19 protein-coding genes and 8 pseudogenes are annotated in these 24294 nt (G+C 58.8%); 9 read left to right on the top strand and 18 right to left on the bottom strand.

From position 1 onward, the window contains the following. Positions 1-94 precede the first annotated feature (94 nt). A complete protein-coding gene (locus AGR2A_RS25455) occupies positions 95-787 on the top strand; it encodes a DUF72 domain-containing protein (protein ID WP_072492811.1) in 693 nt (230 codons plus the stop codon). Between the two features lie 279 nt (positions 788-1066). Here AGR2A_RS25455 and AGR2A_RS25460 read toward each other — a convergent pair whose 3' ends face one another. Continuing rightward, complete coding sequence (locus tag AGR2A_RS25460) at positions 1067-1729, bottom strand: RloB family protein (protein WP_072492812.1); 663 nt, start codon at positions 1727-1729, stop codon at positions 1067-1069. A 3-nt stretch (positions 1730-1732) separates the two neighbouring features. Next, positions 1733-2977 carry an AAA family ATPase gene (locus tag AGR2A_RS25465; RefSeq protein ID WP_072492813.1) on the bottom strand — a complete coding sequence of 415 codons (1245 nt, stop codon included), beginning with the start codon at positions 2975-2977 and terminating at the stop codon, positions 1733-1735. Between the two features lie 340 nt (positions 2978-3317). On the opposite strand from AGR2A_RS25465, the pseudogene AGR2A_RS25470 reads away from it, so the two are divergent. After that, positions 3318-4316, top strand: a pseudogene (locus AGR2A_RS25470) (RHE_PE00001 family protein); the annotation flags it as partial. Here AGR2A_RS25470 and AGR2A_RS25475 read toward each other — a convergent pair. From AGR2A_RS25475 to AGR2A_RS25485, 3 genes and pseudogenes are all read right to left on the bottom strand, one after another. Further along, positions 4229-4597: pseudogene (locus tag AGR2A_RS25475) on the bottom strand (IS110 family transposase); the annotation flags it as partial. The pseudogenes AGR2A_RS25470 and AGR2A_RS25475 overlap by 88 nt on opposite strands. A gap of 86 nt (positions 4598-4683) precedes the next feature. After that, positions 4684-4887 (bottom strand): annotated as a pseudogene (locus AGR2A_RS25480) (IS6 family transposase); the annotation flags it as partial. A 291-nt stretch (positions 4888-5178) separates the two neighbouring features. Then, entirely contained in the window at positions 5179-5550 is a 372-nt protein-coding gene (locus AGR2A_RS25485; protein WP_072492814.1) for a winged helix-turn-helix transcriptional regulator, read from the bottom strand. 96 nt (positions 5551-5646) lie between these two features. Between AGR2A_RS25485 and AGR2A_RS25490 the strand changes: the two genes are divergently transcribed. The 5 genes and pseudogenes from AGR2A_RS25490 to istB all read left to right on the top strand — a co-directional run bounded on the left by AGR2A_RS25490 (position 5647) and on the right by istB (position 11372). Continuing rightward, positions 5647-6372 (top strand): SDR family NAD(P)-dependent oxidoreductase, encoded by a 726-nt coding sequence (locus tag AGR2A_RS25490; protein WP_072492815.1) that lies wholly within the window; start codon positions 5647-5649, stop codon positions 6370-6372. Between the two features lie 23 nt (positions 6373-6395). After that, positions 6396-7619, top strand: a complete 1224-nt coding sequence (locus AGR2A_RS25495) for an alpha/beta fold hydrolase (protein ID WP_080823512.1) — start codon at positions 6396-6398, stop codon at positions 7617-7619. 55 nt (positions 7620-7674) lie between these two features. Beyond that, the gene (locus AGR2A_RS25500) at positions 7675-8697 is read left to right on the top strand and encodes an NADP-dependent oxidoreductase (RefSeq protein WP_072492817.1); all 1023 of its coding nucleotides are present in this window, start codon (positions 7675-7677) and stop codon (positions 8695-8697) included. Between the two features lie 327 nt (positions 8698-9024). Further along, positions 9025-10577, top strand: a pseudogene (gene istA / locus AGR2A_RS25505) (IS21 family transposase). 18 nt (positions 10578-10595) lie between these two features. Continuing rightward, positions 10596-11372 (top strand): annotated as a pseudogene (istB, locus tag AGR2A_RS25510) (IS21-like element helper ATPase IstB). Positions 11373-11509: 137 nt separating this feature from the next. Here the strand turns inward: istB and AGR2A_RS25515 are convergent. Both AGR2A_RS25515 and AGR2A_RS25520 read right to left on the bottom strand, forming a co-directional pair. Beyond that, positions 11510-11812 carry a putative quinol monooxygenase gene (locus tag AGR2A_RS25515; RefSeq protein ID WP_072492818.1) on the bottom strand — a complete coding sequence of 101 codons (303 nt, stop codon included), beginning with the start codon at positions 11810-11812 and terminating at the stop codon, positions 11510-11512. 60 nt (positions 11813-11872) lie between these two features. Continuing rightward, positions 11873-12888, bottom strand: a pseudogene (locus tag AGR2A_RS25520) (NADP-dependent oxidoreductase). A gap of 91 nt (positions 12889-12979) precedes the next feature. Between AGR2A_RS25520 and AGR2A_RS25525 the strand changes: the two are divergent. Further along, on the top strand, positions 12980-13882 hold the full coding sequence (locus AGR2A_RS25525) for a LysR family transcriptional regulator (RefSeq protein ID WP_072492819.1): 903 nt from the start codon (positions 12980-12982) through the stop codon (positions 13880-13882). A 635-nt stretch (positions 13883-14517) separates the two neighbouring features. Here the strand turns inward: AGR2A_RS25525 and AGR2A_RS25535 are convergent. The 5 genes and pseudogenes from AGR2A_RS25535 to AGR2A_RS25555 all read right to left on the bottom strand — a co-directional run bounded on the left by AGR2A_RS25535 (position 14518) and on the right by AGR2A_RS25555 (position 18552). Then, positions 14518-15714 (bottom strand): annotated as a pseudogene (locus tag AGR2A_RS25535) (IS256 family transposase). 48 nt (positions 15715-15762) lie between these two features. Beyond that, positions 15763-16341 (bottom strand): alpha/beta fold hydrolase, encoded by a 579-nt coding sequence (locus AGR2A_RS25540; protein ID WP_072528634.1) that lies wholly within the window; start codon positions 16339-16341, stop codon positions 15763-15765. Positions 16342-16421: 80 nt separating this feature from the next. Continuing rightward, entirely contained in the window at positions 16422-17090 is a 669-nt protein-coding gene (locus tag AGR2A_RS25545) for an NAD(P)-dependent oxidoreductase (protein ID WP_072492821.1), read from the bottom strand. Positions 17091-17155: 65 nt separating this feature from the next. Next, positions 17156-17629, bottom strand: coding sequence for an AtaL-like protein (locus AGR2A_RS25550; RefSeq protein WP_072492822.1), 474 nt, complete (start codon positions 17627-17629; stop codon positions 17156-17158). Positions 17630-17682: 53 nt separating this feature from the next. Beyond that, complete coding sequence (locus AGR2A_RS25555) at positions 17683-18552, bottom strand: SDR family oxidoreductase (RefSeq protein WP_072492823.1); 870 nt, start codon at positions 18550-18552, stop codon at positions 17683-17685. A gap of 106 nt (positions 18553-18658) precedes the next feature. Here AGR2A_RS25555 and AGR2A_RS25560 point away from each other — a divergent pair, with 106 nt between their 5' ends. Next, complete coding sequence (locus AGR2A_RS25560) at positions 18659-19543, top strand: LysR family transcriptional regulator (protein WP_072492824.1); 885 nt, start codon at positions 18659-18661, stop codon at positions 19541-19543. Between the two features lie 37 nt (positions 19544-19580). Here the strand turns inward: AGR2A_RS25560 and AGR2A_RS25565 are convergent, their stop codons facing one another. The 6 genes and pseudogenes from AGR2A_RS25565 to AGR2A_RS25595 all read right to left on the bottom strand — a co-directional run bounded on the left by AGR2A_RS25565 (position 19581) and on the right by AGR2A_RS25595 (position 24281). After that, positions 19581-19763, bottom strand: coding sequence for a hypothetical protein (locus AGR2A_RS25565; protein ID WP_072492825.1), 183 nt, complete (start codon positions 19761-19763; stop codon positions 19581-19583). Between the two features lie 40 nt (positions 19764-19803). Next, positions 19804-20555: pseudogene (locus AGR2A_RS25570) on the bottom strand (IS6 family transposase). Beyond that, the gene (locus AGR2A_RS25575) at positions 20555-21448 is read right to left on the bottom strand and encodes a recombinase family protein (protein ID WP_234797454.1); all 894 of its coding nucleotides are present in this window, start codon (positions 21446-21448) and stop codon (positions 20555-20557) included. The pseudogene AGR2A_RS25570 and the gene AGR2A_RS25575 overlap by 1 nt, the downstream one beginning before the upstream one ends. 106 nt (positions 21449-21554) lie before the next feature. After that, on the bottom strand, positions 21555-21752 hold the full coding sequence (locus AGR2A_RS25580; protein WP_034498060.1) for a hypothetical protein: 198 nt from the start codon (positions 21750-21752) through the stop codon (positions 21555-21557). Positions 21753-22277: 525 nt separating this feature from the next. Next, on the bottom strand, positions 22278-23666 hold the full coding sequence (locus AGR2A_RS25590; protein WP_072495387.1) for a Dyp-type peroxidase: 1389 nt from the start codon (positions 23664-23666) through the stop codon (positions 22278-22280). Between the two features lie 3 nt (positions 23667-23669). Continuing rightward, positions 23670-24281 (bottom strand): hypothetical protein, encoded by a 612-nt coding sequence (locus AGR2A_RS25595; RefSeq protein WP_072528852.1) that lies wholly within the window; start codon positions 24279-24281, stop codon positions 23670-23672. Between the last annotated feature and the right edge of the window lie 13 nt (positions 24282-24294).

Here is a 24294-nt window from a genome sequence, read left to right on the forward strand (position 1 = left end):
GTTGATGGTTCCGGTGTCTGCTCGATCGGCGCACGGAACCCGGCTGTCGCACCCTTCGTTTCGCTCGTGCATTTGCACGCCGAGGAGAAGACGATTGCCGATCATTGCCACCGCCGCGTGGTCCATCCCGAAAAAGGTGGCCGACCGGTTTGCGAACGAGGGGAGCGGCCTGACTCGATACGCATCGGTCTTCCACGGGGTTGAGATCAATTCCACCTTTTACCGACGACATAAGACATCGACCTTTGCGCGCTGGGCGGAGTCCGTCCCGGACAGCTTTCGGTTCGCGGTCAAGATTCCCAAGGAGATCACCCACACCCGCGCGATGAAAGACATTGCCGAGCCGTTCGACACGCTCCTTGCGGATATCGCACCGCTCGGAGAGAAATGCGGGCCGCTGCTCTGTCAACTGCCACCGTCGCTGGCGTTCGACGCTGACGTGCTCGGAACTGCATTCAAGAGACTAAGGGATGCCGATGACGGTCCGATCGTCATCGAGGTGCGGCACAAGAGCTGGGCATCGGTTGAGGCGCTAAACCTGCTGAAAAGTTATGGGATCGACCGGGTCTGGGCCGATCCTGCGCCGGTGTGGCCGGCGGAAGATTTCGCAACGTCGCCAAAATACGTGCGCCTGCATGGCAAGCCAAAAATCTACTATTCAAGCTACACCGACGAGGCGATCAGGTCTTTCTCAGCCCTGTTGGCGCCGGACGGCTGGTGCGTGTTCGACAATACAGCCTCGGGCGCCGCGATCGAAAACGCGCTGGCCATGCTGGATATGCTATGAGGCTTTCGGCTTCAGCATTAGCCCAAGCAGACGTTGAACCATCCGTGGAAACTGGGAACAGGAGCGTGGGCCCCGGGACCAAACCCTCCGCATCGGATTTCCTCATCGTGATCGGATTCCCGCCTTGAAGAGGCGCACATGTGCGCCCCTGAGTGGATCTGCAGCGCGGCTCGGCCCTTTTGTCAGCGCGAGGAGAGTAGCCCGTTGGAACGATCTCGCCTCGATTGGCCTCTCGTATCGTCAACAGGCGTACTCACAACACCTAACCGAACATCAGGATCATTGCAGTCGCCCAGCAATTTTCAGCAACTCACCGGTTAGAAGATCCACGCCTGTATACGGTTGGTCGCCTTCGTGCGGTGAGTGTTGTTCTCTGAGTGCTGCCGCTCGGTCACTGGCCACAGGAATTCGGTCCTTTGTGTCCGTATAAACCGTGGTGCTGCTCTTCGTGTAGGTAGGATAGTGGTCAGCTCTGCGCAGTTCAGCGTAGACTTGGTCGCGATGCATGAACTCGAACATGTCACGGAAGTGCAACAGAAGCCACAGCTCGAAGTTCGGAACAGAGGGCACGGCTTCAAAGGGTATTTTGGCCCCTTCGTCATTTTTCAGGGTTTTGTCCGTCGCGGCCGCTTTCGACAGGGCATTATGATAAGTAGCGTGGTCATCGCGATCGAAGACTGCGTATACCCGGTCAAACGATCTCAGTTCGATGAAGTGATCGATTGCGTATTGAACGATCTGCAGCGGGGCTGTGCCGTACTCGGCCGGCACAATCTCGATATCAGCGGTCGGAAGACGTTTTTCACGTCGAATGGCCGTGAAATAATTGACCTCGGTTTTTTCACCCTCGCACACGATCAGCATACGGTCGTAAGGCCTCTTCTTGCCCTGCCGTCGGGAAAGGCGCGCCTCTGAGCGCTCGCGCTTATGCTTTTTCGCCACGGACTAGCCTTCCACTTCACCCAGGATCGGAATCCCGCCGTAACGACCACCGAGATACCCTTTCTCGAGGGCTTCCCCCTTGCGGGGTGAAAACTCTAATAACGGGAAAAGATGTGAGACCTGCTCGTTGTCTTTTTCCGTAAACCAGATCTGATCGCGACGAAGCTTATTACCATCCAGCAGCGATACATCGTGCGTCGAGAAGATAAGCTGTGCTCCATTCTTGTTCAGGTCGGCATCATTGAACATTTGCACGATCTTATGCACCAGCAGTGGATGCAGACTGCGGTCAAGCTCATCGACGATAAGAAGTCGACCTTTTTGCAAGATGTCGAGGAGAGGACCGGCGAGGCCGAAAAGGATCTGCGTGCCAGCAGATTCCTCGCCATGGTCGAACTCATATAGCTCGCCTCCTGCCCGATGTCCGAACTTAGGTATCATCATCTCCGCATCCCGCACCTCGGGCGTTCCCCCGGGGAAAGCGAAACTCACCTGACGGGCTTGCCGGCTTTCGAGCGAGAACCCGGAAATTCCGGTATCAGCAGCGGCGATCAGCGAAACGACTTTTTTCTTGTTACGACTATCTTGGGAAAACCCAGCGGTGAACTCGAAGCCGACATCCGGACCGAAAGGAAATATAGCCATCTCCTCGGAAAACTGCTGGTAAAGCGGGCGAAGCAGGTCGCTGTTCAACTGGACTGCGTTCGTCAAGAAGAGGACCTCTTTGCGGGTTGCCTGCTCCCAAAGCTTTTTCGGGCCTGTGAAGTAATCGCTAAAAGTGAAGGCGTATTTGCCCTTTTTGGAATCGTAGGTTCGGTTAAACCAGACCTGCGGTTTTGCCTTCTCGTAGACCAGTAGCCATTCTTCAAGGACTTGGCGCGAGGTCATTTCAAACCCGTATTGAAAACGCCGGCCTCCAATCAGGAAAGTCGCCTCGAATAGCGACGGCTGGTCCTTCGCATCCGGCCGCAATAAGAAAGGCGCCATGGCGCCATGTTCCTGGTCAGGCTGGATCTGGGTGGACGTCATGACCATGGCCTGCATAAACTGCAGCGCGCGCAGGAGGTTTGACTTGCCGCTTGCGTTGGCACCGTAGAGAGCAGCCGTATTAAGCACGCGTTTCACCTTATCCATGCCCGTGATGCGGGTATGGGTTTCTTCCAATGTAGCGTCGTTGCTGGCAGCAAGGCTTAGCACCGCCTCGTCCCGGAAAGACCGAAAGTTTCTGACGCGAAAATCTAAGAGCATTTTGGCTGTATTCCCGTTAATACCGCATAGTGCGCATATATTCTGCATAACCTCAACCTATTTCGGAGAGCTCCGTGGTTTTGGGCCGAGATATCGGAACAAGAAGGTCTGAGGAGTGGGAAAGTGGCGTGAGCGAGAAATGGATCGAGAAATGTGTGTCAATCGGCATCAGAGAGCCGGAAACAAGGATGTTCCTTTTTCAAGAACCTCAATCATCTCGCTTTGCGGAATCAAATCAAGCACAGCTAAGCATTACTTAGCGAGGGGAATGGACCCCGGCATCAATTCTGGGATGTGACGAACAATAACTCTCCATTGGCGTTCGCTTAGGAGATCCATCATAATTTCAATGGCTTACGATCTTTCGAAAACCAGCATTTCAAACTTGGTTGGGCCCGCTTTCGACGCCGGCGTCGCCCTGACCCGTCTTGATGAGCGCATTGCCCGCTCACTCGTCGGCGTAGGCTTCCTCGAGCGGCAGAATTTTGCCGACACCTGCGCCTCACTGTGGATCGACGGCGAGTTGGTGCATCTCGAAGACCTCGTCCTTCACGACGCCTTTCGCGATACCCGCACCCCGACCCACGAACTCACCATCGCCCGCGACGTTCTTCGCACTCGCCGGCGTATCGCCGCGCAGGCCCCGGAAAGGGCTCTTTCTGCCGACGGTCTGCGGACGCTGAGGCAGACGCCGGAGATCACGCCGGTTGGTACAGACGAGCAGGGAACGGCCGGCGGTATTCGTACTGCGGTTTTGATCCATGCAGAAGTGGAGGGGGACGACGGTGAGACTGAAAGCCTCCCCGGGGTCGATTATGCCGCCATCGATGCTGTATTGGCCCGATCAGAGGCTGCGATCGAAAGTGCCCGACGACCGCGGCGCGGCAGCGTTCTAGACAAAGATCCGATGATCTATGATCTCGACTAGGACGAGGATGTCCGGCTCGATGAACGGCGCGGCGTGCTGCGACAGGCCTAGGAGCTGCCGAATGTGCTGCAGGCGATCATTGCCCTCAATGCATGGAATGAACTGTCGGTGCTTCAGCGCGCGCCCTGGCTTGGCCGGCTGTTTGCCGCTTCCATCTTACGGCAGGCCAGCATCACATCCGGTGCCCATCTCGTTGCCATCAATCTCGGTCTCAAAACCATTTCCGTGGATCGGCGCCGGCATCGCGATCGAGAAACCCGGCTGCTCCCAATCGCCCAGGGCCCTTTGTCGGCGACCGAGATCGGCATGAAGGAACATGACCGTCTGGTTTTGGCGCGCACGTCCAGCTGCTCCTGGCTCTTGAGTTCAACGAACCGCATCGTTGGCCGAGAGGCGGCTTCAGCGATCCCCTCCGCATCGCGGTCATCGTTCTTCTGGGCCTTGATATACGGCCGAACATATTCCGGCGACATTAAGCGGACCTCGTGACCCTGTTCAGTAAACAGCCGACCGAGATGATGCGCGCCGCAGCATGCCTCCATCGCAACCACACAAGAAGGAAGCTTCGCAACATAGTCGATCAGCGTCTGTCGACGCATTGTTCGACGAACGGTCACTGCTCCCGCCGTATTGACGCCGACCACGCTGCAGGAGTTCTTGCCCAAATCAATTCCAAGAATAGCAATAGACATCGGCTGGTCCTTTCCCTTTCCCGATATGAGCATTGTACTCAATGCTGGGTGAAAGGGCGGGCCCTCCCATAAAGCCGATGTCTCTCTTGGCGGATTTGGTTGGCGAAGGTGCGGACAAATTTCTCTGCCCATAGCCGGATCGCCTGATGCGAAACGATGATCCCTCGCGCCGCCAGCATGTCCTCGACCATACGCAGGCTGAGCGGAAACCGGAAATACAGCCACACGGCATGGGCGATGATTTCGGCGGGAAAACGATGTCGGCGGCAAAGAGGATCTCGGTCAGTCATGGCCAAGCATCCCACTTGTAAGTCCATGCTTCGTTAAGTTGACGATGCCCTCGTGAGACCGGCGGGCCTGTCATAGGTCTCAACAAACTGATCGCTACAGATCGAGGCTTCAAACGTGCGCGCAGGGCGCATCCAGCGTTAGGCCAAATCCAACTCGATAAAAAACTTCAGGAAGACACAAGCAGCGGGATTGGTTTGATGGCTCTGCGGCCATGCTACACTGATATGTTGCCGACCAACGGCAAACCTCATGCGTATTAGATACTTGGGCCGCGAGACCTATTTCAACTCTCAATCCTTTCTCAACCCATCGTAAGCGCATTGGGCCTCTGCGAGCTTGTGTCCGTTTACAAGTGACCAGTTGTAGAGTGCCGCGAAGGGATCTCGCAACGATTCGCCAAGAGCGGTGATTGCGTACTCGACGCCAACCGGCTGCGTCGGGAGTACTCTGCGACTGATGAAACCATCACGCTCCAACCGCTTCAAAGCATCCGACAAAGCCTTGTGGGTGATCCCATCGAGGCGTCGTTTCAGGTCGTTGAATCGCGCCGGTTGCGTGCATAGGACGCTGAGGATCAACACCGTCCACTTGTTAGCAATCTGTTCGAGGATGGGCCGCGTTGCGGCAACGTCCAAGGGCAATTCCAGAGCATCAGCGGGCATAGGTATAGACCTCTATATTTAGGTTATATCAGGTGCGTTCTTGCGCCTAGATATAGAATCTATATCTCTTTGTCATCACCATATTTGTGAGGACACATGAGTAAACTTTCAGAAAAAATTGCGGTCGTCGTCGGCGGCCATGACGGCATAGGCGGCGCGATCGCGCGGCGTTTTGCAGTTGAGGGCGCGACGGTCTATGCGACCAGCCGCCGTTCAGAAGAAGACGACATAGACCACGGCTCCGGCACATTACGGACCCGCCGTGTCGACGCTTCCGACGTGGCGGCAATCGCGGCCTTCTTTAATGCGGTGCGCCGCGAGGCCGGACGGGTTGACGTGCTCGCCGTCAGCGCCGGCATCTCAGAGTTCGCAACTTTGGACTCGGTCAGCGAGGATCACTTCGATAGAGCGTTCCATCTCAACGTTCGCGCGCTCCTCTTCGCCACAAAGGCCGCAGCCGGGATCATGCCGGATGGCGGCTCGGTGGTTCTGGTAGGCTCGATCGCCGATGAGATCGGCACCAAGGGCTACGGCGTCTATGGAGCGACCAAGGCGGCGGTGCGCTCATTCGCGCGCACTTGGGCCAATGAGCTTGCTCCCCGCAACATCCGCGTCAACGTCGTGGCGCCGGGTCCGACAGACACCGCCATGTTTGCTGCGGCGTCCAACGAGGTACGCGAGACGCTGACGAGATTGATCCCGCTCGGACGCATGGGTCGGACGGACGAAGTGGCCTCCGCCGCGCTGTTCCTTGCCAGCGAGGAGGCGAGCTTCATTACTGGAGCCGAGCTGCCGGTCGATGGCGGCATGGCGCAGATCTGATCTCTCAAAAAGAAAGACGCAAAATGACCCATTCCCTACTCCGGTCGGCTACGCTTTTGGCGGTCGGCTTACTCACCCTCGTGCTTGGCACTGCCGACCTTTCTCCGCTTTCTGCGACCGACGTTGGCACCTCGACGATCGCATTGCAATCGACAAATGCCCATCCGGAAATCCCTGGTGTAAATGCCGATATCCATCTCCTGCACCACACCATGCTTGGAGTCGGTGGACAGCCTGTACCCGCCACCACGCTGCTGCTTACGCCAAAGGGCACACCCCCGGCGGAGGGCTGGCCAGTGATAGCCTGGGAACATGGAACGACCACGCCAGGTCAGAAGACATGCGCGCCGAGCCAAACCTCCGAACTGGACGGCGGCCTTACCCGCGATGGCTTCAAGAGCGATTATTCCTGGCAGATCAGCCAGTTCATCGACGCTGGCTATGCCGTAGTCGCGCCTGACCTCGAAGGGCTTGGGCCCGACGCGAGCACGCCCTACCCCTATTACAACCTGTCGAGCCTTGCCCGGTCGCTCATCGCTGGCGTTGTGGCGGCGCACACGGCGAATCCGCATCTGTCAGGCCGCTGGGCGGCCGTTGGGCATTCTGATGGTGGCCACGGCGTCCTGGGTGTTGAGGCTCTGGCGAGCGAAGCGAAAGGTCTAACCTTCGTCGGCACGGTCGCCTTGGCTCCCTATGTAGCGATCGAAGCCCACGCCGCCCGCTTCGGAGCGGAAGGCAGGAGTGCATCGAGCGAAGCGGGTGCCAAACAGGGGCTGATGATGCAACAGTTCCAAGGGGCATTGATGGCGACCGGCCTCAGGGTCGTTGAGCCATCCTTTCAGGAGGCATCGATCATGGGACCGGACTTAGCCAGCACACTGACACGCTTCCGCTCCCTTTGCTCGGTCGCTGCAATTGGGACGATTGACGCGGCGGTGAAGTCGAAGGGCGCGGCCTTTCAGGGCTTGGACAGCAATTGGGCAAGCCAGCCCCTCATGCAAGCCTTCCTTGCCACGAACGATCCGGCGGTCACGCCTGGGTATACGCTGCGCAAGCCAGTCCTCATCGCCCAAGGCAATGCCGACCCGTTCGTGCTTGAGGCACTTCAGACGCCGTTCGCGGAGAAGCTGCAAGCCAGCGGCGCCCCCCTAACCTACCGGGTTTACGAGGGTGCGGACCATTTCAGCATCATCCGCCGTGCCGACGCGGACGCGCTGGACTTCCTGCGTCAGCAGTTCGCCCGCTGATCCCGCTCGCACTGGCGTCGATGCCGGTGCGCCACCCCAAGTTATGGAAAAATCGATGAGCACAACAACAAATCGTCAGGTGCACCTTGTCAGGAGACCGCAGGGCGCTCCTGTGGCCGCCGACTTTCGCATCGTGGACCGCCCCGTGCCCGCGCCCAGCGAAGGTGAGCTGCTGCTGCGTAACCTCCACCTGTCGCTGGACCCGTACATGCGGGGCCGAATGAACGACAACCGCGACTCCTACGCGCCGCCCTATGAGCTTGACGCACCGCCCGGCGGCGGGACGGTTGCGCAGGTCGTCCGGTCGCGTCACTCCGACTTCTCGGAGGGCGAGATGGTGGTAATGCCTGACGGCGGGTGGCAGACGTTCGCAGTGTCGGATGGCAGCGGCCTACGTCGTCTGCCGAGCGACATGACGCGACCGTCGGAGGCGCTCGGCGTCTTGGGGATGACTGGCTTTACCGCCTGGTGGGGACTGACCGCGATCGGGCGGCCACAAGCCGGCGAAACGCTGGTCTTGTCGGCGGCGGCGGGGGCTGTCGGTTCCATCGTTGGCCAAGTCGGCCGGTTGCTTGGTTGCCGTGTCGTCGGCATCGCGGGCGGGGCCGAGAAGTGCCGTCGTGTCTTACAAGAGTTGAGGTTTGACGATTGTATCGATTATCGCGCGCCGGACCTCACCGATCGGCTGCGCGAGGCCGCACCCGATGGGATCGATATCTACTTCGAGAACGTCGGCGGCGGCGTCCGAGAAGCCGTTTGGCCGATTCTCAACAAGGACGCGCGTGTGCCAGTATGTGGTGTGGTTTCGGGCTACAACACCGTCGCGGAGGGAGCCGCCAGTGTCCACGACTTACTCATGTCTCTGATTGTCAAGCGCATCCGTCTGGAAGGCTTTCTCAACGCCGACCACCTCGACTGCTTTCCCGCGTTCGAAGCGCAGATGCGCGACTGGCTCGACAGTGGACAACTCCGGGCGCCGGAAACAGTCGTGAAAGGCCTGGAACAGGCGCCTCGCGCTTTTATCGGGCTGTTCGAAGGGGGAAACATCGGCAAGCTGGTGGTAAGCCTGCAGGCTTAGGTTGATCGCATCCCGCAGGCGACGTACAGCGAGGCAGCCAAGGCACCTTATTGTGCCCGAGGCGTCGGATCGCGCCGCGTTACCGGAACATGTCCTCGACTGAGCTTTCCAAGACGCGATTGACGCGGAACTTGCGGGTTTCAAAAATTCGCGGACAGGGTTTCCATTAAATCCCGAACAGCGATTTCACTAAATCCGGGACAGCATTTCCGCTAATTCCCGGACAGCGATTCCGGTAAATCCCGGACAGTCTTTCGGCGATTAAAACATCGACTTTCGCACGCGCCTTTTTGCCATTCTGGACCCCGATTTGAGAGGGGTGCGGGAATGGCGAGAAGGAAGCAGGCGAGACTTACTGACGTGAAGGACATTCGATCGATATTGCGACTGACGCACGAACAGGGGCTTTCGGTTCGTGCGATATCGGAACGGCTGAAGATCAGCAAAACGACCATTTCGACCTACCTGTTGCGGGCGCGTGAGGCCGGGCTGACGGGCTGGCCGTTACCGCCTGGGCTTGACGAGGACGCTGTGTTGCAGCGTCGCCTGTTCCATCGTCGCGGCCGCCCACCCCAGGATATGCACGCGCCCGAATGGGGCCAGATCGCCAGCAACTGAAGCGAAAGGGCGTGAAGCTGACGCTGTTGTGGCAAGAATATCGCGAGCGGCACCCGAACGGTTATGGATATACATGGTTCTGTGAGCGTTTCGCCGCTTTCGAACAGCGCGCCAGCTCCACTTTCCGCAATCGCCACACCGCCGGCGCGGCGATGCAGACCGACTATGCTGGCCAGACCGTCCCCGTCATTGATCCGGCGACGGGCGAGATCCGGCCGGTGCAGATCTTCGTCGCGGTTCTGCCGGCCTCTTTGTACACCTTCGCCTATGCGAGCTTCACTCAACGGCTGCCAGACTGGATCGAGGGTCAGCAACGGGCTCTGAGCTTCTACGGTGGCGTAACGAAAGCTATCGTCTGCGACAACCTCAAGGCTGGCGTTGCCAAGCCCTTGTGGTTTGAGCCGACCATCAACGCCACTTTTGCGGCATTCGCCGAACATTACGACACGACGATCCTACCGACCCGCCCAAAACGGCCGAAGGACAAAGCCAAGGTCGAAGGCAGCGTTCTGATCGTTGAGCGCTGGATCCTGGCGCGACTGAGGAATGAGCGCTTCTTCAGCCTCGTTGATCTCAACGTGCGGATCAGCCAGCTCCTCGACGATCTCAATAACCGGCCGATGCGGCGTGTTGGCAAATCCCGACATCAACTCTTCGAGGCGATCGAACGCGAAGCGCTCGCCCCCTTGCCAGCAACGCCATTCGAATATTCCGAATGGAAATCGGCAAAGGTTCATCCCGAGTATCATGTCGAGGTCGATAAGGCCTTCTACTCCGTGCCTCACCGCCTGATTGGCCGCCAGGTCGATGTCCGGCTCACAAGCCGGATCGTCGAGGTCTTCCATGATCACCAACACGTCGCCAGTCACCGCCGGACGTCGCAGCGGGCTGGTCACGTCACCGTCAACGAGCACATGCCCAAGACGCATCAGCACTATGCCAACACCACCCCGGCGAGCCTGATCAAGCAGGCCGCAAAGATTGGCCGCAACGCTGCGATCCTGATCGAACGGCTGATGCGCGACAGGCCCCATCCCCAGCAGGGATACCGCGCCGCTCAAGGCGTTCTATCACTCGCGCGCCGGTACGGACCTGAACGTCTTGAAGCCGCGTGCGATCGGGCGCTGACGATAAATGCGACCAGCTATTCCTCCGTCAGCACCATCCTCAAATCCGGCCTCGATCAAGCTCCACCAGCCGCCGAGCCGGTCAAGCCAGCCCCGCCGCATGGCAACATCCGCGGCAGTTCCTATTACCAGTGAAGAAAGGAAGACACTTGAATGCTCACACATCCAACCCTCGACCAGATGCACGCACTCGGTCTATCCGGCATGGCAGCAGCTTATCGTGAACTGGCCAATCAGCCCGAGGGCAGCGATCTGAACCGCGACGAATGGCTGGGTCTGATGCTCGACCGGGAGATGGCCGTGCGCGGTGACAAGCGCCTGACCAACCGGCTTGCAATCGCCAAACTGCGCTTCCCCGACGCTTGCATCGAGAACATCGACTTCGCCGCCCATCGTGGCCTTGACCGCAGACAGCTTCTCTCCCTGGCACAAGGCTAATGGCTCAAAGCCCATGAGCACTTGATCCTGACCGGGCAAACGGGAACCGGCAAAACCTGGCTTGCCTGTGCCATCGGACGGCAGGCAGCCCGCCTCGACTATTCCGTTCTCTATGTCCGGATGCCCCGTCTCTTCGAGGATTTGGCCCTGGCGCGCCTCGACGGTCGGTTCCCTCGATTGGTCGACAAGCTCGCACGTGTTCAACTGCTCATCTTGGATGACTGGGGAACCCATGCGCTCAGCGATCAGCAGCGGCTGGATTTCCTGGAAATCTTCGAAGAGCGCTACCGCAGGAAATCAACTCTGATCACCGCCCAACTCCCCGTGGCGCAGTGGCGCGAGATGATCGGCGAACCGACTATCACTGACGCCATCCTCGATCGCATCGTTCACAACTCTCACCGAATCGCGCTCGAAGGCGATAGCATGAGGAAGCAAAAGCAAACCTCGCTCTTGACCGAAACGCAAAACGTCGAAATCAATAACAAGTGACATCAACCAGGCAAACGAAGGTCGATCCCGCGAGATTGTCCGCGATTTAGTGAAACGACTGTCCGGGATTTACCGGAATCGATGTCCCGTTAATCCGAAATCCGCACGGAACTGGTTGTCAGCATGCTCACCGATGGTTATGGCTCACTGAGCGCTCTTTCATTCGCCGCATCGAATTTCCGGATGTCACCGCGCATCTTGCCCTCCCACTTGCTGACAAATGCCATTGTGTCTGTAGCCTGAAGATGGGCGTTAAGTGATGCCTGGTCCGCCCAACGTTCCGAAACGAGCACTTGGCCCGTTTCGGCGTCTTCCACGGCGGCATGGTAGGCGATGTTGCCGGCGCGTAACCGCGTGGCAATGGCCAGCGTTTTCAGATCAGCGAGAAAAAGCGCGAGCTGGCTCGGTTCAATATATACGTGCCCGGTGATAATGAGCATAGCGCATTCCTTTTTGTGAAAGCCTCAGCCCCGCGATGGGTATCAGGGCCATTTTGATCATCAAACCACGGTCAGCACGACCTTGCCCTGGATCCCGCCACGGGATGCACGCTCATGTGCTGCCGATGCCTCTGCCAGCGGAAAAGTACTGTCGACCACGATGCGAATGGTGCCGTCATCAAGCAGACGACCAGCCTCGGCAAGCTGAGCCCCGTTGGAACGCACCTGTGTCGACGACACGGTGATGCCGCGCCTTGTCGCTTCATCGTGGCCGCCGAAACCCAGCGGATTGACCAGATAGAGTGCGCCACCCGGCTTGATGACGGTCAAGAACCGTTCCATGTTCGCACCGCCCACGGCGTCTATGACTAGATCGACGTCGCGAGTGATCCTTTTGGCTTTCTGCTTGGTGTAGTCGATGAAGGTGTCCACGCCGAGATCGCGCAAAAGCGCTTCGTGCTTGCCGGATGCGACAGCGATCACGTTAGCTCCCTTCCATTTTGCGACCTGGACCGCCAGATGTCCGACGCCACCGCCGGCGCCATTGACGAGAACCGCCTTCCCTTCGAGCGGGACAGGTGCATGAGCGATCGGCTGGAATGGGTTGGGCGAGTGATGACCGAGATCGACGAGGAATTGCCATGCAGTCAGCAAAGACATCGGTGCGCCGGCGGCATGGATATGGTCGATATAGCGTGGCTTCAGCGCCAGTTCCGACGCAGGTACGCCGACGTACTCGGCATAAGCGCTGCTCCCCGTCATCAGGTCGTCCGGGAACCGCACCATCGCATAAACCCGTCGCCGACCTTGAATCCCGAGACGTCCGCGCCGACCGTATCGACGACACCGGAGATATCGGTGCCCAGGATTAAAGGGAAGATCGGATCGGGTTGCCATTCCGGGGGCAGCGCTCTGTAGCCGTCACGGAGATAGAGATCCGGCGGGTTGAGGCTTGCCGCGTGTACGCGGATAAGCACCTCACCCTTGCCTGCTACCGGCTTCGGGGCATCCTCATATCGCAGAACTTCCGGGCCGCCGAATTCGTGCAGGCGAACGGCTTTCATCATCTGGGTCATCTCAGCCTCTTATCCAAATTGGTTTCGTTGACCCGATATAGACCCCGCTATCGAGATTGATAATGGCTCTGAAACTCGGTTTAATAATGCCATGACGGAACAAATTGGAATTGAACGGCTAGCAGGGTTGGTCGCGTTCGCACGCGCCGGCTCTCTGGGCAGCTACTCGGCCGCGGCCCGTTCGCTGGCCATTTCACCCTCCGCGGTCAGCAAGAGCATCCAGCGACTGGAGCGTCAGCTGGGCGTCTCGCTTTTTATCCGAACCACCCGATCGCTGGCCCTCACGAACGAGGGCCGCGATCTGCATGAGCGGACGCTCCGCCTCTTGCGCGACGCCGAAGGGATCGAGCAGGCAGCCAAGACCGCTCGTGGCGAACCGGCCGGCACGCTGCGGATCGCGGCATCGCTGCCGATAGGCCTGCATTTGATCGCGCCCGCGCTTCCAGGATTTCTCAAGCTCCATCCCAAGGTATCGATCGACCTCAAGCTGAGCGATCAGAGGATAGACCTGATCGAGGAGGGCATCGACCTTGCCGTTCGCATTGGTAACCTACCCGATTCAAGGCTTCTGTCGCGGCGCCTCTCGCCACATCGGCTTTGCTGTTATGCCTCGCCGGATTATCTGGCCGCGAAGGGCATCCCGAGGCATCCTGATGATTTGCGGGCCCACGATACGGTGAATCTGCGCTATCAAAGCACCGGCCAGCTGTTCCGTTGGCCATTCCGGTTGGGCGATCGGGATATGGAGATTGTGCCGTCCTCTGCGATCATCGTCGATGCGAGTGAAGCCGTTCTGGCATCTATTGCGGCTGGCGCAGGGATTGGCATGGCCACGAGCTTCATGGCAGCACCCTGGGTCAAGCGGGGGGATCTGGTCCCCGTTCTTTCCGAACTTGCCGTCGAGCGCCACGACATTACCGCCGTCTGGCCAGAAAGCCGTCGGACCAACCCGGCGGTTCGCGCCTTCCTGGAAATATTGATTGAGCTGCCCTGATTAATTTGTCTTCCAAGATCGAAGGAGTTGTCGTGGCAATCCATAATCAGGGAGTGGATATAAGCCTGAATTGTGCCTGGAGGAATTTCTCGCAGCTGGAAGGGTTTGACTCTTTAGAATCTTGAGAAAGCCAAGCGCTGGGATTGTGACCGACGCTTGACCTTGATCATAGCCTCCTCGAACCAAGCTCCGGTCTCGCTCCAATGATCGCGCCGGAAATCCCGAGATTGTCTCGACATGGAGTGGCCGAGCAGCGCTCAAGCTCTTTGATAGGCCCTATATGAAGGAGAACGGATATTCATCGTTTAGGTAACTGGTGTCGATGCCGCAAGGGATCGACCGGGAGGCGATCTCCCTGGGCGGGCTACCAAGAGGCGTCGGCAATAGCTTGTGCGAGGCCGTGCGGGTTTTCCAATCCCATAGAGTGGCCCGCGTCGGGCACGACGATCACACGGATGCCTTGGGATGACAGAATTTCCATGTCGGGATCCGGAAGGCTGCGCTCGCCGAATATGAAGCCTTTCCGGGCTGGATGACGCAGAAAGCGGGAACGCCAGTCGGGATTACTGCGATCGTGTCCCGGGGAGTGGTGTAGCTTAGACGACCACGGCTCATCCCAGAGGGGCGGATGAGTGTCAGCTTGCGGCTGGCAGGCTGATGAGCGGATCATCGCTCATTGTGGCGATGGTCTCAAGTGTCATGTAGCGGGATCGCTGAACAGCCCACTCGTCGTTTTGCTCGAGGAGCAAAGCGCCGACGAGCCTGATGATGGCGTCGTCGTTCGGAAAGATACCGACGACTTCGGTGCGCCGCTTGATCTCGCCGTTGAGACGTTCGATCGGGTTTGTTGAATGAAGCTTTGCCCAGTGCTGCTTGGGAAAGGTCATGTAGGCGAGCACATCCTGCTCGGCACTATCCATCAGGGTAGCGAGTTTCGGCACTTTCGGCCTGATCTGGTCGGCGACATTACGCCATTGGGTGCTTGCAGCCTCCGGAGTATCCTGGGCAAACGCCGTGGCGATGAAGGCAGAGACGACACGCCGTCCGCTCTTCCCGGCATGGGCAAGCGCATTGCGCATAAAGTGGACCCGGCACCTCTGCCATGTGGCGGACAGCACCTTCGACACCGCTGCCTTGATGCCCTCATGCGCATCGGAGACAGCAAGGCTTCACGCCGCGCAGGCCTCGCCTGGTCAGCTTGCGCAGGAACTCAGTCCAGATCGCTTCTGCTTCTGAAGTGCCGATCTCCATGCCGAGCACCTCGCGTCGACCGTCGGTGTTGACGCCGACAGCGATGATGACAGCGACAGAGACGATGCGTCCGCCGCGACGAACCTTCAGATAGGTGGCATCGATCCAGAGGTATGGCCACTCGCCCTCGATAGGACGGTCGAGGAAGGCCTTCACCTTCTCGTCGATCTCCTCGCAGAGCCGCGATACCTGGCTCTTGGAGATGCCGCTCATGCCCATGGCCTTGACGAGATCATCTACGGATCGGGTCGAAACGCCTTGGATGTAAGCCTCCTGATGACCGCCGTCAGAGCCTTCTCCGCCATCCGGCGCGGCTCCAGGAAACTCGGGAAGTAGCTGCCTGTGCGAAGCTTGGGAATGCGCAGCTCGACGGTCCCTGCTCGTGTCTCCCAGTCTCGATCGCGGTAGCCGTTGCGCTGGGCAAGTCGAAAGCCGTTCTTCTCGCCATATCCCGCGCCAGTCTTCGCCCCGACTTCCAGTGCCATCAACTTCTCGGCAGCAAAGCCGATCATATCCCGGAGCAAATCGGCGTCGGCACTCTTCTCAACGAGTGAGCGCAGGTTCATCATATCGTCGGTCATCGGTGGTGTCCTTCAGGTTGGATCTAAGCAACCCGACCCTACCGGAAATCACCGATGGCTATGAAATCCAGCTACACCACGCGCTGGGACACGATCATTACTGCCTTCGACCAGAGACTTGGCACCGTGATAGACGGCACGAGGAGATGCCACCCGCATGGTTGCTGACCATTCTGCGTCGCCGGCTGCCGCTGCGGCCTCGCATGTTCTGAGGTGTCCGTTTTCAAAATAGTCGACCTGTGCAGAGGAAGCGATGGGACTGCTGAATTCTCCCCCTCCGCTGTCAAGGTTTGCTTCCGATAGGATTAGACGCCGAACCTTGTTTGCGAGAAGATCCGCCGTTTCGATCGCGATGGAACCACCCATGCTGTGTCCATAAATATCGAGTTGCTCCAAGCCAAGCTCCTCAACAAACCTGCTGATTTCGAAAGCGTGGTCTTCTACCCGATATCCGAATTCTTCGGGATGGTCGCTGAACCCGAAGCCCAGCAGATCGAGAAGGATTGTGTGACGGTCATGGAGAGCAGGAGAGGTCGCGACATGGGGATATTCGAAGGACGACGCGCAGCCGAGGCCATGGATCATCAACAAAGGTATGCCTTGTCCTTCGAATTCGAGATAACGCATGCAAGCGTCTGGGACCGAAGTTTGAAAGCTGCGCATAGAACCATTCCGAAGCAGAGGCAAACATCATAGCTGAACGAAGGCTACCACGTAATCAATGGTGATTTGCGCACCCATTGCCCCGCGGTGACTTCATTGAGCATGAAGCGTGCCACGTCCTCTCTCGCGATCGAACCGCCGTGAAAGTGGCTCAGATCGGTGAGCGCTCTGATTGTTTTGCGTCCGAGCTTGTTGTTGAGGATTGAAGGCCGGACGATGGTCCAGTCGAGCTTGCTGCTCCTGATGATCGCCTCCTGGCGGTTTTTGTCCGCGTAGACCTTCCGCAAGAGCAAAGGGAAGATCAGAAGGTCGAAGACGAAACCACCGTGGCCGACGCTGTCGCCCGCACCAATGCCGGTGATGGCGACAAGGCGCGAGACTTTCTCTGCTTTCATGGCGTTGATCAAAGCGCTCGTTGCTTCTGAAAGAAAAGTGACTTCGCGAAACGGGCTTGCGGGCGTGCCGAGAGCGCTGATGACCGCGTCGCGGCCTTCCAAGGACTGACGCAGCGTCGCCTCGTCTCTAGCATCCCCGATGATGAGCCTGGCACCGGTCAGACCGGCTGCCTTTTCGCGTGAGCGCACCAGCGCAGTGACATCGTAGCCGCCTTCCACGGCCTGGCTGACGATGTGGCGACCAGTTGCGCCGGTTGCCCCGAGGATGAGGAGTTTAGGGCGAGCGGCGAGATCGGTTGCTGTGACTGAGGGGTTCATGGTTTTGATCCTTTTGAAGGGCGACCCTTCGAGAGGGCGCCCGGTTGGGGTGCTGCCAGTGATAATCAGAGCTGTCCTTCGGCGAGCAGCTCTCGGGTCCGCTTCAGTGTCGAGATCAAAGCTGATTTGTAGTCCTTGTCGCTGTCGAACTGTGTCTGTTCCGCCTGCTCTTCGGGGCCGCTTGGCTGCTTGTCCCGCAGGCCAAGATAGCAATAGAACCGAAGCTGGAGTTCGCCGGCTTCATCCGCGAACAGCTCGTTGATAATCGCGCCTTCGCGCGGCCCGGTGGCCTGGAAGAATGTCACTTTTCTCTGTGGCTCGAGGCTGATGATTTCCCGGATGCTGGCGCCGGCAATGACGGCTTCCCGCACGAAATGGGTGGTGCTCTCCTCCACCACATCGCAACGCGTGCAAAGTCCCGGCGGCAGGAACAGGCGCGCATCACGCGCCTTCAATTCGAGACCCTTCCAGGCCTGTTCCAGTGTGAGCTTGGTTTCGCCGTCCGGGTTCACCGGAACGGTGGCAGTCGAATAGATCATGACAGTAGTCCCTTCTTGAGATGTAATTGATTTCGGGAGGCGTCCCGGTCACCTTAGGCGGAGGCGGTCGTGTCCACGGCAAAGTCGCGGTAGGAGCGCAGTGGGCGGCCCAGTATGGCTTTCAGCCGCTCGACGTCGCCGCCTTCTGGCAACATCCCGTCGATGAGGAACCGCTCGCCCATCAGGCGCATGTCAAAGGCCATCCATGCCGGCATGAACTGCTTGAGATTCTCTTCGAAGGCCTGCGTGTCGCCACCCACATAATGGATCGGACGTTCCAGCACCTGCGACCAGACGGCGGCGATATCCATCCCGGTAAGAATGTCGGGACCGACCAGGTTGATGCGGTTCGGCGCAAGCGGCTGTGCTGCCTCTTCACGGCGTAGAAGTTCGAGGGCCGCGATCTCGGCGATATCGCGCACGTCGATCATCGCCAGTCCCTTGTCGCCTATCGGCATCGGGTAGACGCCATGGCCGGTGATGGTGTCCCTGATCATCAGGTCATTCTGAATAAAGTAGGCGGGGCGCAGGATCGTGGCATGTAACCCCATTTGCTCGATCATCCGCTCGACCCCGAACTTGCCGGCGAAATGCGGTACGTTGACGTACACATCCGCATGAATGACCGACAAATAGACGATCCGTTCGATCCCGGACGCGCGGGCAAGATTGAGCGCGATCAAGGCCTGGGTGAATTCGTCAGGGCTGACGGCATTGAGCAGGAACAGGGTGGAAATACCATTGAAGGCACTGCGGAGCGAGTCTACGTCGAGAAAGTCACCTTTCGCGACGGAAACGCCCGCCGGAAAATTGGCCTTCGACGGATCGCGAACAAGTGCGCGCACATCGGCGCCGTGGTTCACAAGATGCTGGACGACCTGGCTGCCGATATTGCCGGTCGCGCCGGTGACGAGAATGGTCATGGTATTTTCTCCGGGTTGGTTTTGCTTGACACCCGGAATATCGTTGGCTCACTATCGATCCGATAGACAACGAATTTAGACGCATCGTCTCACCAGTGGAACAGATATGGATCTCGTCGCACTTGCCGATTTCAATCTCGTCGCTCGTCACGGAGGCTTTGGAAAAGCGGCGCGCGCCGCTGGTCGTCCAAAGGCGACCTTGTCGCGGCGCGTCACCGAACTGGAGGCTGCTCTGCAGATCCGACTGTTCGAACGTAGCACCCGCAATCTGAAACTGACCGACGAAGGGCGGGCGCTTTATGAGCGGACAGCCGCACTCCTGACAGAGCTTGACGAGACGGCTGTCACTATTTCATCCGGCGCACAAAAGCCGCGCGGGCGCTTGAGGATCAGTGCTCCGCTGCTGCTATCGCAGACGGCTATGGGCAGGATTGCGGCGGGTTTTGCGCTGAGGTATCCCGACGTGCGGCTGGAGATATCCACGGAAGATCGGGCTGTCGACATGATCGAGGAAGGGTATGATCTGGTCATTCGTGTCAATCCCGATCCCGACGAGACGCTGGTCGGAAAGGCATTTCTCCGCGATCGCCTTGTCGTCGTGGCCCACCCTGATCTCGCCAAACCGGCGGCTGGCAATTCGGCGCCCGGCGTCATTCGTGGGCCTGCCAACTCTCAGAGCTGGAATGTCATGGCACCGGACGGACTGTCGGCAATTCGGATCGAACCCATTCTTGCTCTGTCGTCGCTCATCATGGTTCGTGACGCGGTTCGCGCGGGTGTAGGGGCTGCCCGTTTACCGATATCGCTCGTGGCTCGCGATCTTACCGACGGAACCTTGCGGCATTGGGGGGATGTCGAAGGATCAGACATTGCACTCTGGGCGCTTTACCCCTCGCGACGGCTGCTCAGCGCCCGCGTATCGGCATTCATGGATTTTTTGAGGGAAACGTTCCCGAATGGGACGCCAGACGAACTGGCAGCTTATTGCTGAACCTGGGGGCCCGTGGGCATTTCTGCAATAATACCCGCTAAGGGAAAGCGAAGTTGTTTGGATTGAAGCGGTTAGCACGGATCGGCCTGAAGCGTTCGAGGGGTCGGTCAATTTCGTTCCAGAGGTAGTCGCCGGTGAGTGCGATATGCGTCCAGGGAAGCGGTGCGACTTGGGAGAGCAGTTCGGCGGTAATATCGATGCCCTGGGCGGGTGATGTCACGTTGTTTGGCTGAAGCCAGGTGAAGGGTTTGCGGCTGAAATCAAGCTACCGCGCCGGTCACAGCCTTCCACTGCGCCATTGCGCGGATTCGATGAATGTGTGTTGCGAGGGCGGAGTGCTTCTGGTGTGGCGGGACGAAGTGATTTCTGATTGCTGAAAAGACCGAGATGAACCGTTGCAATCCGCCGGCGGATCGAAAGCCTTGCATCACCCGCTCTCGTTTTCGCAGAGGCAGATGTGAATTTTCCGCGCGATTGTTCAGGCCTTTGTGCGATCGATGTTCAACGGTAGGCATCACGTCGCGCTTTGCCGCTCCATATGAACGCAGCTTGTCCGTGATGATCCGCTTCGGCGCGAGGCCTTGCTTCTTCAGCAGCCGGAGCAGTAATCGCTTGGCAGCCTTCGTATTCCGGCACGCCTGAACGATTTCATCGAGAATGTATCCCATCCTGGTCAACGGCTCGCCAAAGCCAGTGCTTGCGGCCGCCGATGGTGATCACCACCTCGTCCAAATGCCAGATATCCTTTCGCGACGGGCGTTTTCTGCGTAGCTGCTTTACATAGGCTGCACCAAATTTGCGGCCCCACCGTCGGATCGTCTCATAGGACACAACGATGCCGCGCTCCAACAGCATTTCCTCGACCAGCCGCAAGCTAAGGGGAAACCGGAAATAAAGCCAAACGGCATGGGCGATGATCTGCGATGGAAAACGGTGGTTCTTGTAGCTGATGGCCGATGTGTTCATTGCGCCCGATTAGCCAGCAACGGTTAAGCCACCAACAACGTGACATCACCGGACGGTCAGCTTTCGACCACACCTCTTGCAACGGAAAAGGCCGGCAAGCAGAGCGTCGCCGTGCTTCGGCGCCCCGTGGTGGCGGCTGGCTGGCACATTGTCGCTCAACATCTTGCGGATCTCCTCCGCCCGTTCCCAACTGACGTAACCTTCATGTGCATCCGGGATCAGCGCCAACCATTCATCACGCGCCTTGTGACGAATTCCAGATCGGCCATCGTATCGGGGCACGGAGCGACTCTTACCATAAGCGTACGCTCCGCCGTAGATCGGGTTCGCAATCATCCGGTGGATGGTGGCATAATTTGGCCTGCGCCAGATGACCTCACCATTGGTGTACCTGACCGGCAGGTCCAGCCCCTGCTCGAGGAACCATAGCAGAGCCTGCCGCGCACTGCCGAGTTCGGCAACCTTGTCGAAGACAAGTGCGATGGCTTCCTGGATGCGTCGGTCGGGATCCTTCTCGATCCTGTCACCCGCCTTCACGAAGCCGGCCGGGACGCTGACGATGAGTTCACCGCGGCGAGCCTTCTCATAGCGGGCGGAAAGGGAGCGCTGACGCAAGAGATCGAGCTCATACTCGTTGAGGCTGCCCTTCAAACCCAAAAGCAGACGGTCGTTGCTCTGGCGGGGCGCATAAACCGCTTCCTGGTCGATTAGGATGGTATCGACAACGCGGCACATCTCGATAAGTTGCTGCCAGTCCCGGCTGTTGCGGGCGAAGCGCGATACCTCACGCGCGGCCACGGCGCCAACCTTTCCAAGGCAGACTTCCGCCACCATGCGGTCAAATCCAGCACGGGTCACGCCGCCGGCGGCCGAGCGACCAAGGTCGTCATCCACCGTGTCTATTTGTGACCATCCAAGCGCTGCCAGCCGGTCGCGCATGGCCTACTGGAGGGCGCTGCTTTCTCGATTGTGCAGAACCTGATGAGCTGATGACTGCCGAACATACAGGATGGCCTTCCGCTCCAGATGATGCGGCCCGATCTTCTCATGCATCATGGCCGGTCTCCTTCTGTTGGGAGACCGGCTCGCACCTTGCATGATCGACGAACAGTCGCACGATGAGAACCGTCAGTGCCTGGCGGGTTTCCTCCGGCAACTCCGGCCATTGCGGCATCCCTGCCGTCTTTCCCCGCTGCGGGGCCGAGAACAGATCGAACTGGTATGTCATGGGCTGGTGGGGCATGGACATCTCTCCGACTCGTTTCGTGAGAGACCAATGCTGCGCCCATTACCGAAGACTGCGATGAGGCATCAGCGTCCTTCAACAATCTTGCCAAAATATGCAGGCTTGCGAGATCGACGTGCGGAACCGACAGGCTGCGCCAGGTTCCACTCACAGATCGGTCGAACATCCAAGACGGGACTTCAAGAAGTCGATCAGAGGAAGCACCAGAAAGACTGCAGCGGAAAATATGCGTCCCTTTGGATAGCGCCTCATGGACGTGAACGAGCCGCCCGGACCAGGGATGCCACGGATACAAAAGCTCGCGAACCTCGGTCCCGTGGGTGTTCTGTCGTCGTGTTGTACAACCTTGCAAGACCGCATGGCGCTTTCAATGGAAAGGCACCTTACGAAATTCTCCGCGAACGCTTATAACCCAAACCAGGATGTCTCATCGCCCTTCAGAAGATTACAGCTCGCGCGTTGATTGTGATCTCCTCGATGACGTCTGAGTTCATTGGTCTCACATGCTGCTCATCAAGGCCATCAGATCGTCGGTCGGTCATTCCATTTTGCCCCTGCAATCCATTGGAACGCCGACAGGCTCGGCATGAACAGATACTCCCCACCTTTCATAACGTTGAAGGTCTGGATACCATCTATGCGCTTGCGCACCGGCGCCTGAGGAATGGTGAACTGACCATTCTCCTCATGCAGCCCGACGATCGGATCGCGCTCTTCGCCGAGATCGACGAAATTGCCGCGATTGATCCATTCCTGCTGCATGAACTCGATCGTGTCATAGGCCCGCGCGCTGATGAAAATGAAGAAGAGGCCGCGGTCACCTTTGGCGTCGTCCTGTGGTGTGACATCTTCGGAATAGACCGGTCCGAAGGTGGACGATCGGCGAATGATCCGGTGGATGTTGACGTCGGTCAGCAGCGTCAGCTCGGAGTCGCGCGGATTGAGGCGACGCATGTGACAGCCGAGCGGCACGACGCGGCCCTTCGGATCGTCCTTGAAATCGAAATCATTGTTGCGCTGTGGGTCGCTGCCAAGCTCCGGATCGTCATGCTCCGGGGACAACGTGAGCGGTGCGCCCGACCGCCAGCGGCCGAACATCTTTGCCGCCAGCAATTCCCGTCCGTCCGGGGTGTCGCTTTGTGACTTGAGGAAGGCATTGAAGCATCCCACGCGGCTGTTGTATTTGCGCAGGACCACAAAGGTGCCGTTCCTGCCAAGTGCGGCCGGCTCCGGCATGGCGAGTGCCTGACCGTTCTCACTCTCGTATCCGAGAATGAACTCGCCGGCCCTGATCGGTCGTTCTTCGCCGGGAAGCGGATCGACCCCGCTGCCTTCCACCGCCGGCTGCGAGATGGAATCCCGAAAGCCGAACGGATTCTTCGCGCCGTCTGGCGCACCGAAGCGATGCTCGCCCAGCACTGTTACCCCCGTGCTTCCATCGAGCTCTGCACGCGCGGCTTTGAGCGCCTTGTCGAGTGCGGCGTCATCGACCGCATAGATCGTGATCGCCAGGTGACACTTTCCGGGCCTGAAGGCTTCGTCCCAGTTCTCGGGCGCATTTGGGCCGAAATCGCGGAGCTGCTCCGCGCGTGCAGCCATGCCCTGCTGGAAGGGAAGGGGAAAGGTTTTTAGCTGTCGATCCGGAACGCCGAGCGCCTTCAACCCCTCGAAGCTGAGAGCGGCGCCAATCCAGAAGTCCAGATCATCGCTCCAGTTGTCGGCCGAGGCGATATGCGGCGCTAGCCGCCCCAGGAGATCACGCGCGCCCTCGGCGTCGTCGAAATGCAGCATCGCGTGGAGACCGACATAGGGTTCCGGCCTGCTTCTGAGGATCAGCGCCTGGATATCGTGCAGGTCGAGGGAGACGCTTTCCGGGCGAAACCGCTGCTTGATCGAATGGAAGAGGTTCATGGTTCAGCCCACCTTGTCGAGAAACTCATTCACGGCATGTTCGAGCCGCTGCAGACGGCGGACATCGACCACGGTGACCTGCGGGTTGGCGACGAACCAGCCGGCCGCCGTAATCTGGTGCTCTGCGATGAAGTCCTTGACCTTGGGGCTGGCAATGCCTGGCCATCCCTCGACGGAAGCGAAGAGCAGATCCATCAGGTGCGGTATCTTGGTGGCAAAATCGTTGATATACGTGTCCCAGTCGCCGTCATAGGCGGTGGCGAACAGAATGCGGGTATCGTTGTCGAAGAAGACGAAGCGCATGTTGTGCAACGTTCCGACCTTCTGGGCCCCGTCGAAATTGCCATTGACCATATTGAAGATGCGCCGCAACCGATCCGCACCGCCGGGCTTGAGATTGGCGATGGCGGTCAACTCGGAGACGTTGCCCGACTGCGCGCCGACACGGCCGGCGGACCCCGCCGTGCCCTTCAGATCGGGATTGTGTTTGGTGACCATCTGCTCGAGCGCCAGCTTGGCAAGCTGCGGCGCGTCGCCGACGACTTCCTCGATGCGGCGGCGGATAGCCTGCAGGCGGGTTTCGTCGATCTGCGGGGTGTCTTCAGTCTCGGCCATGAAAGCCTCCTTC

This window comes from Agrobacterium genomosp. 2 str. CFBP 5494 (genome assembly GCF_900013495.1).
In the GTDB taxonomy this organism is placed as follows: domain Bacteria; phylum Pseudomonadota; class Alphaproteobacteria; order Rhizobiales; family Rhizobiaceae; genus Agrobacterium; species Agrobacterium pusense.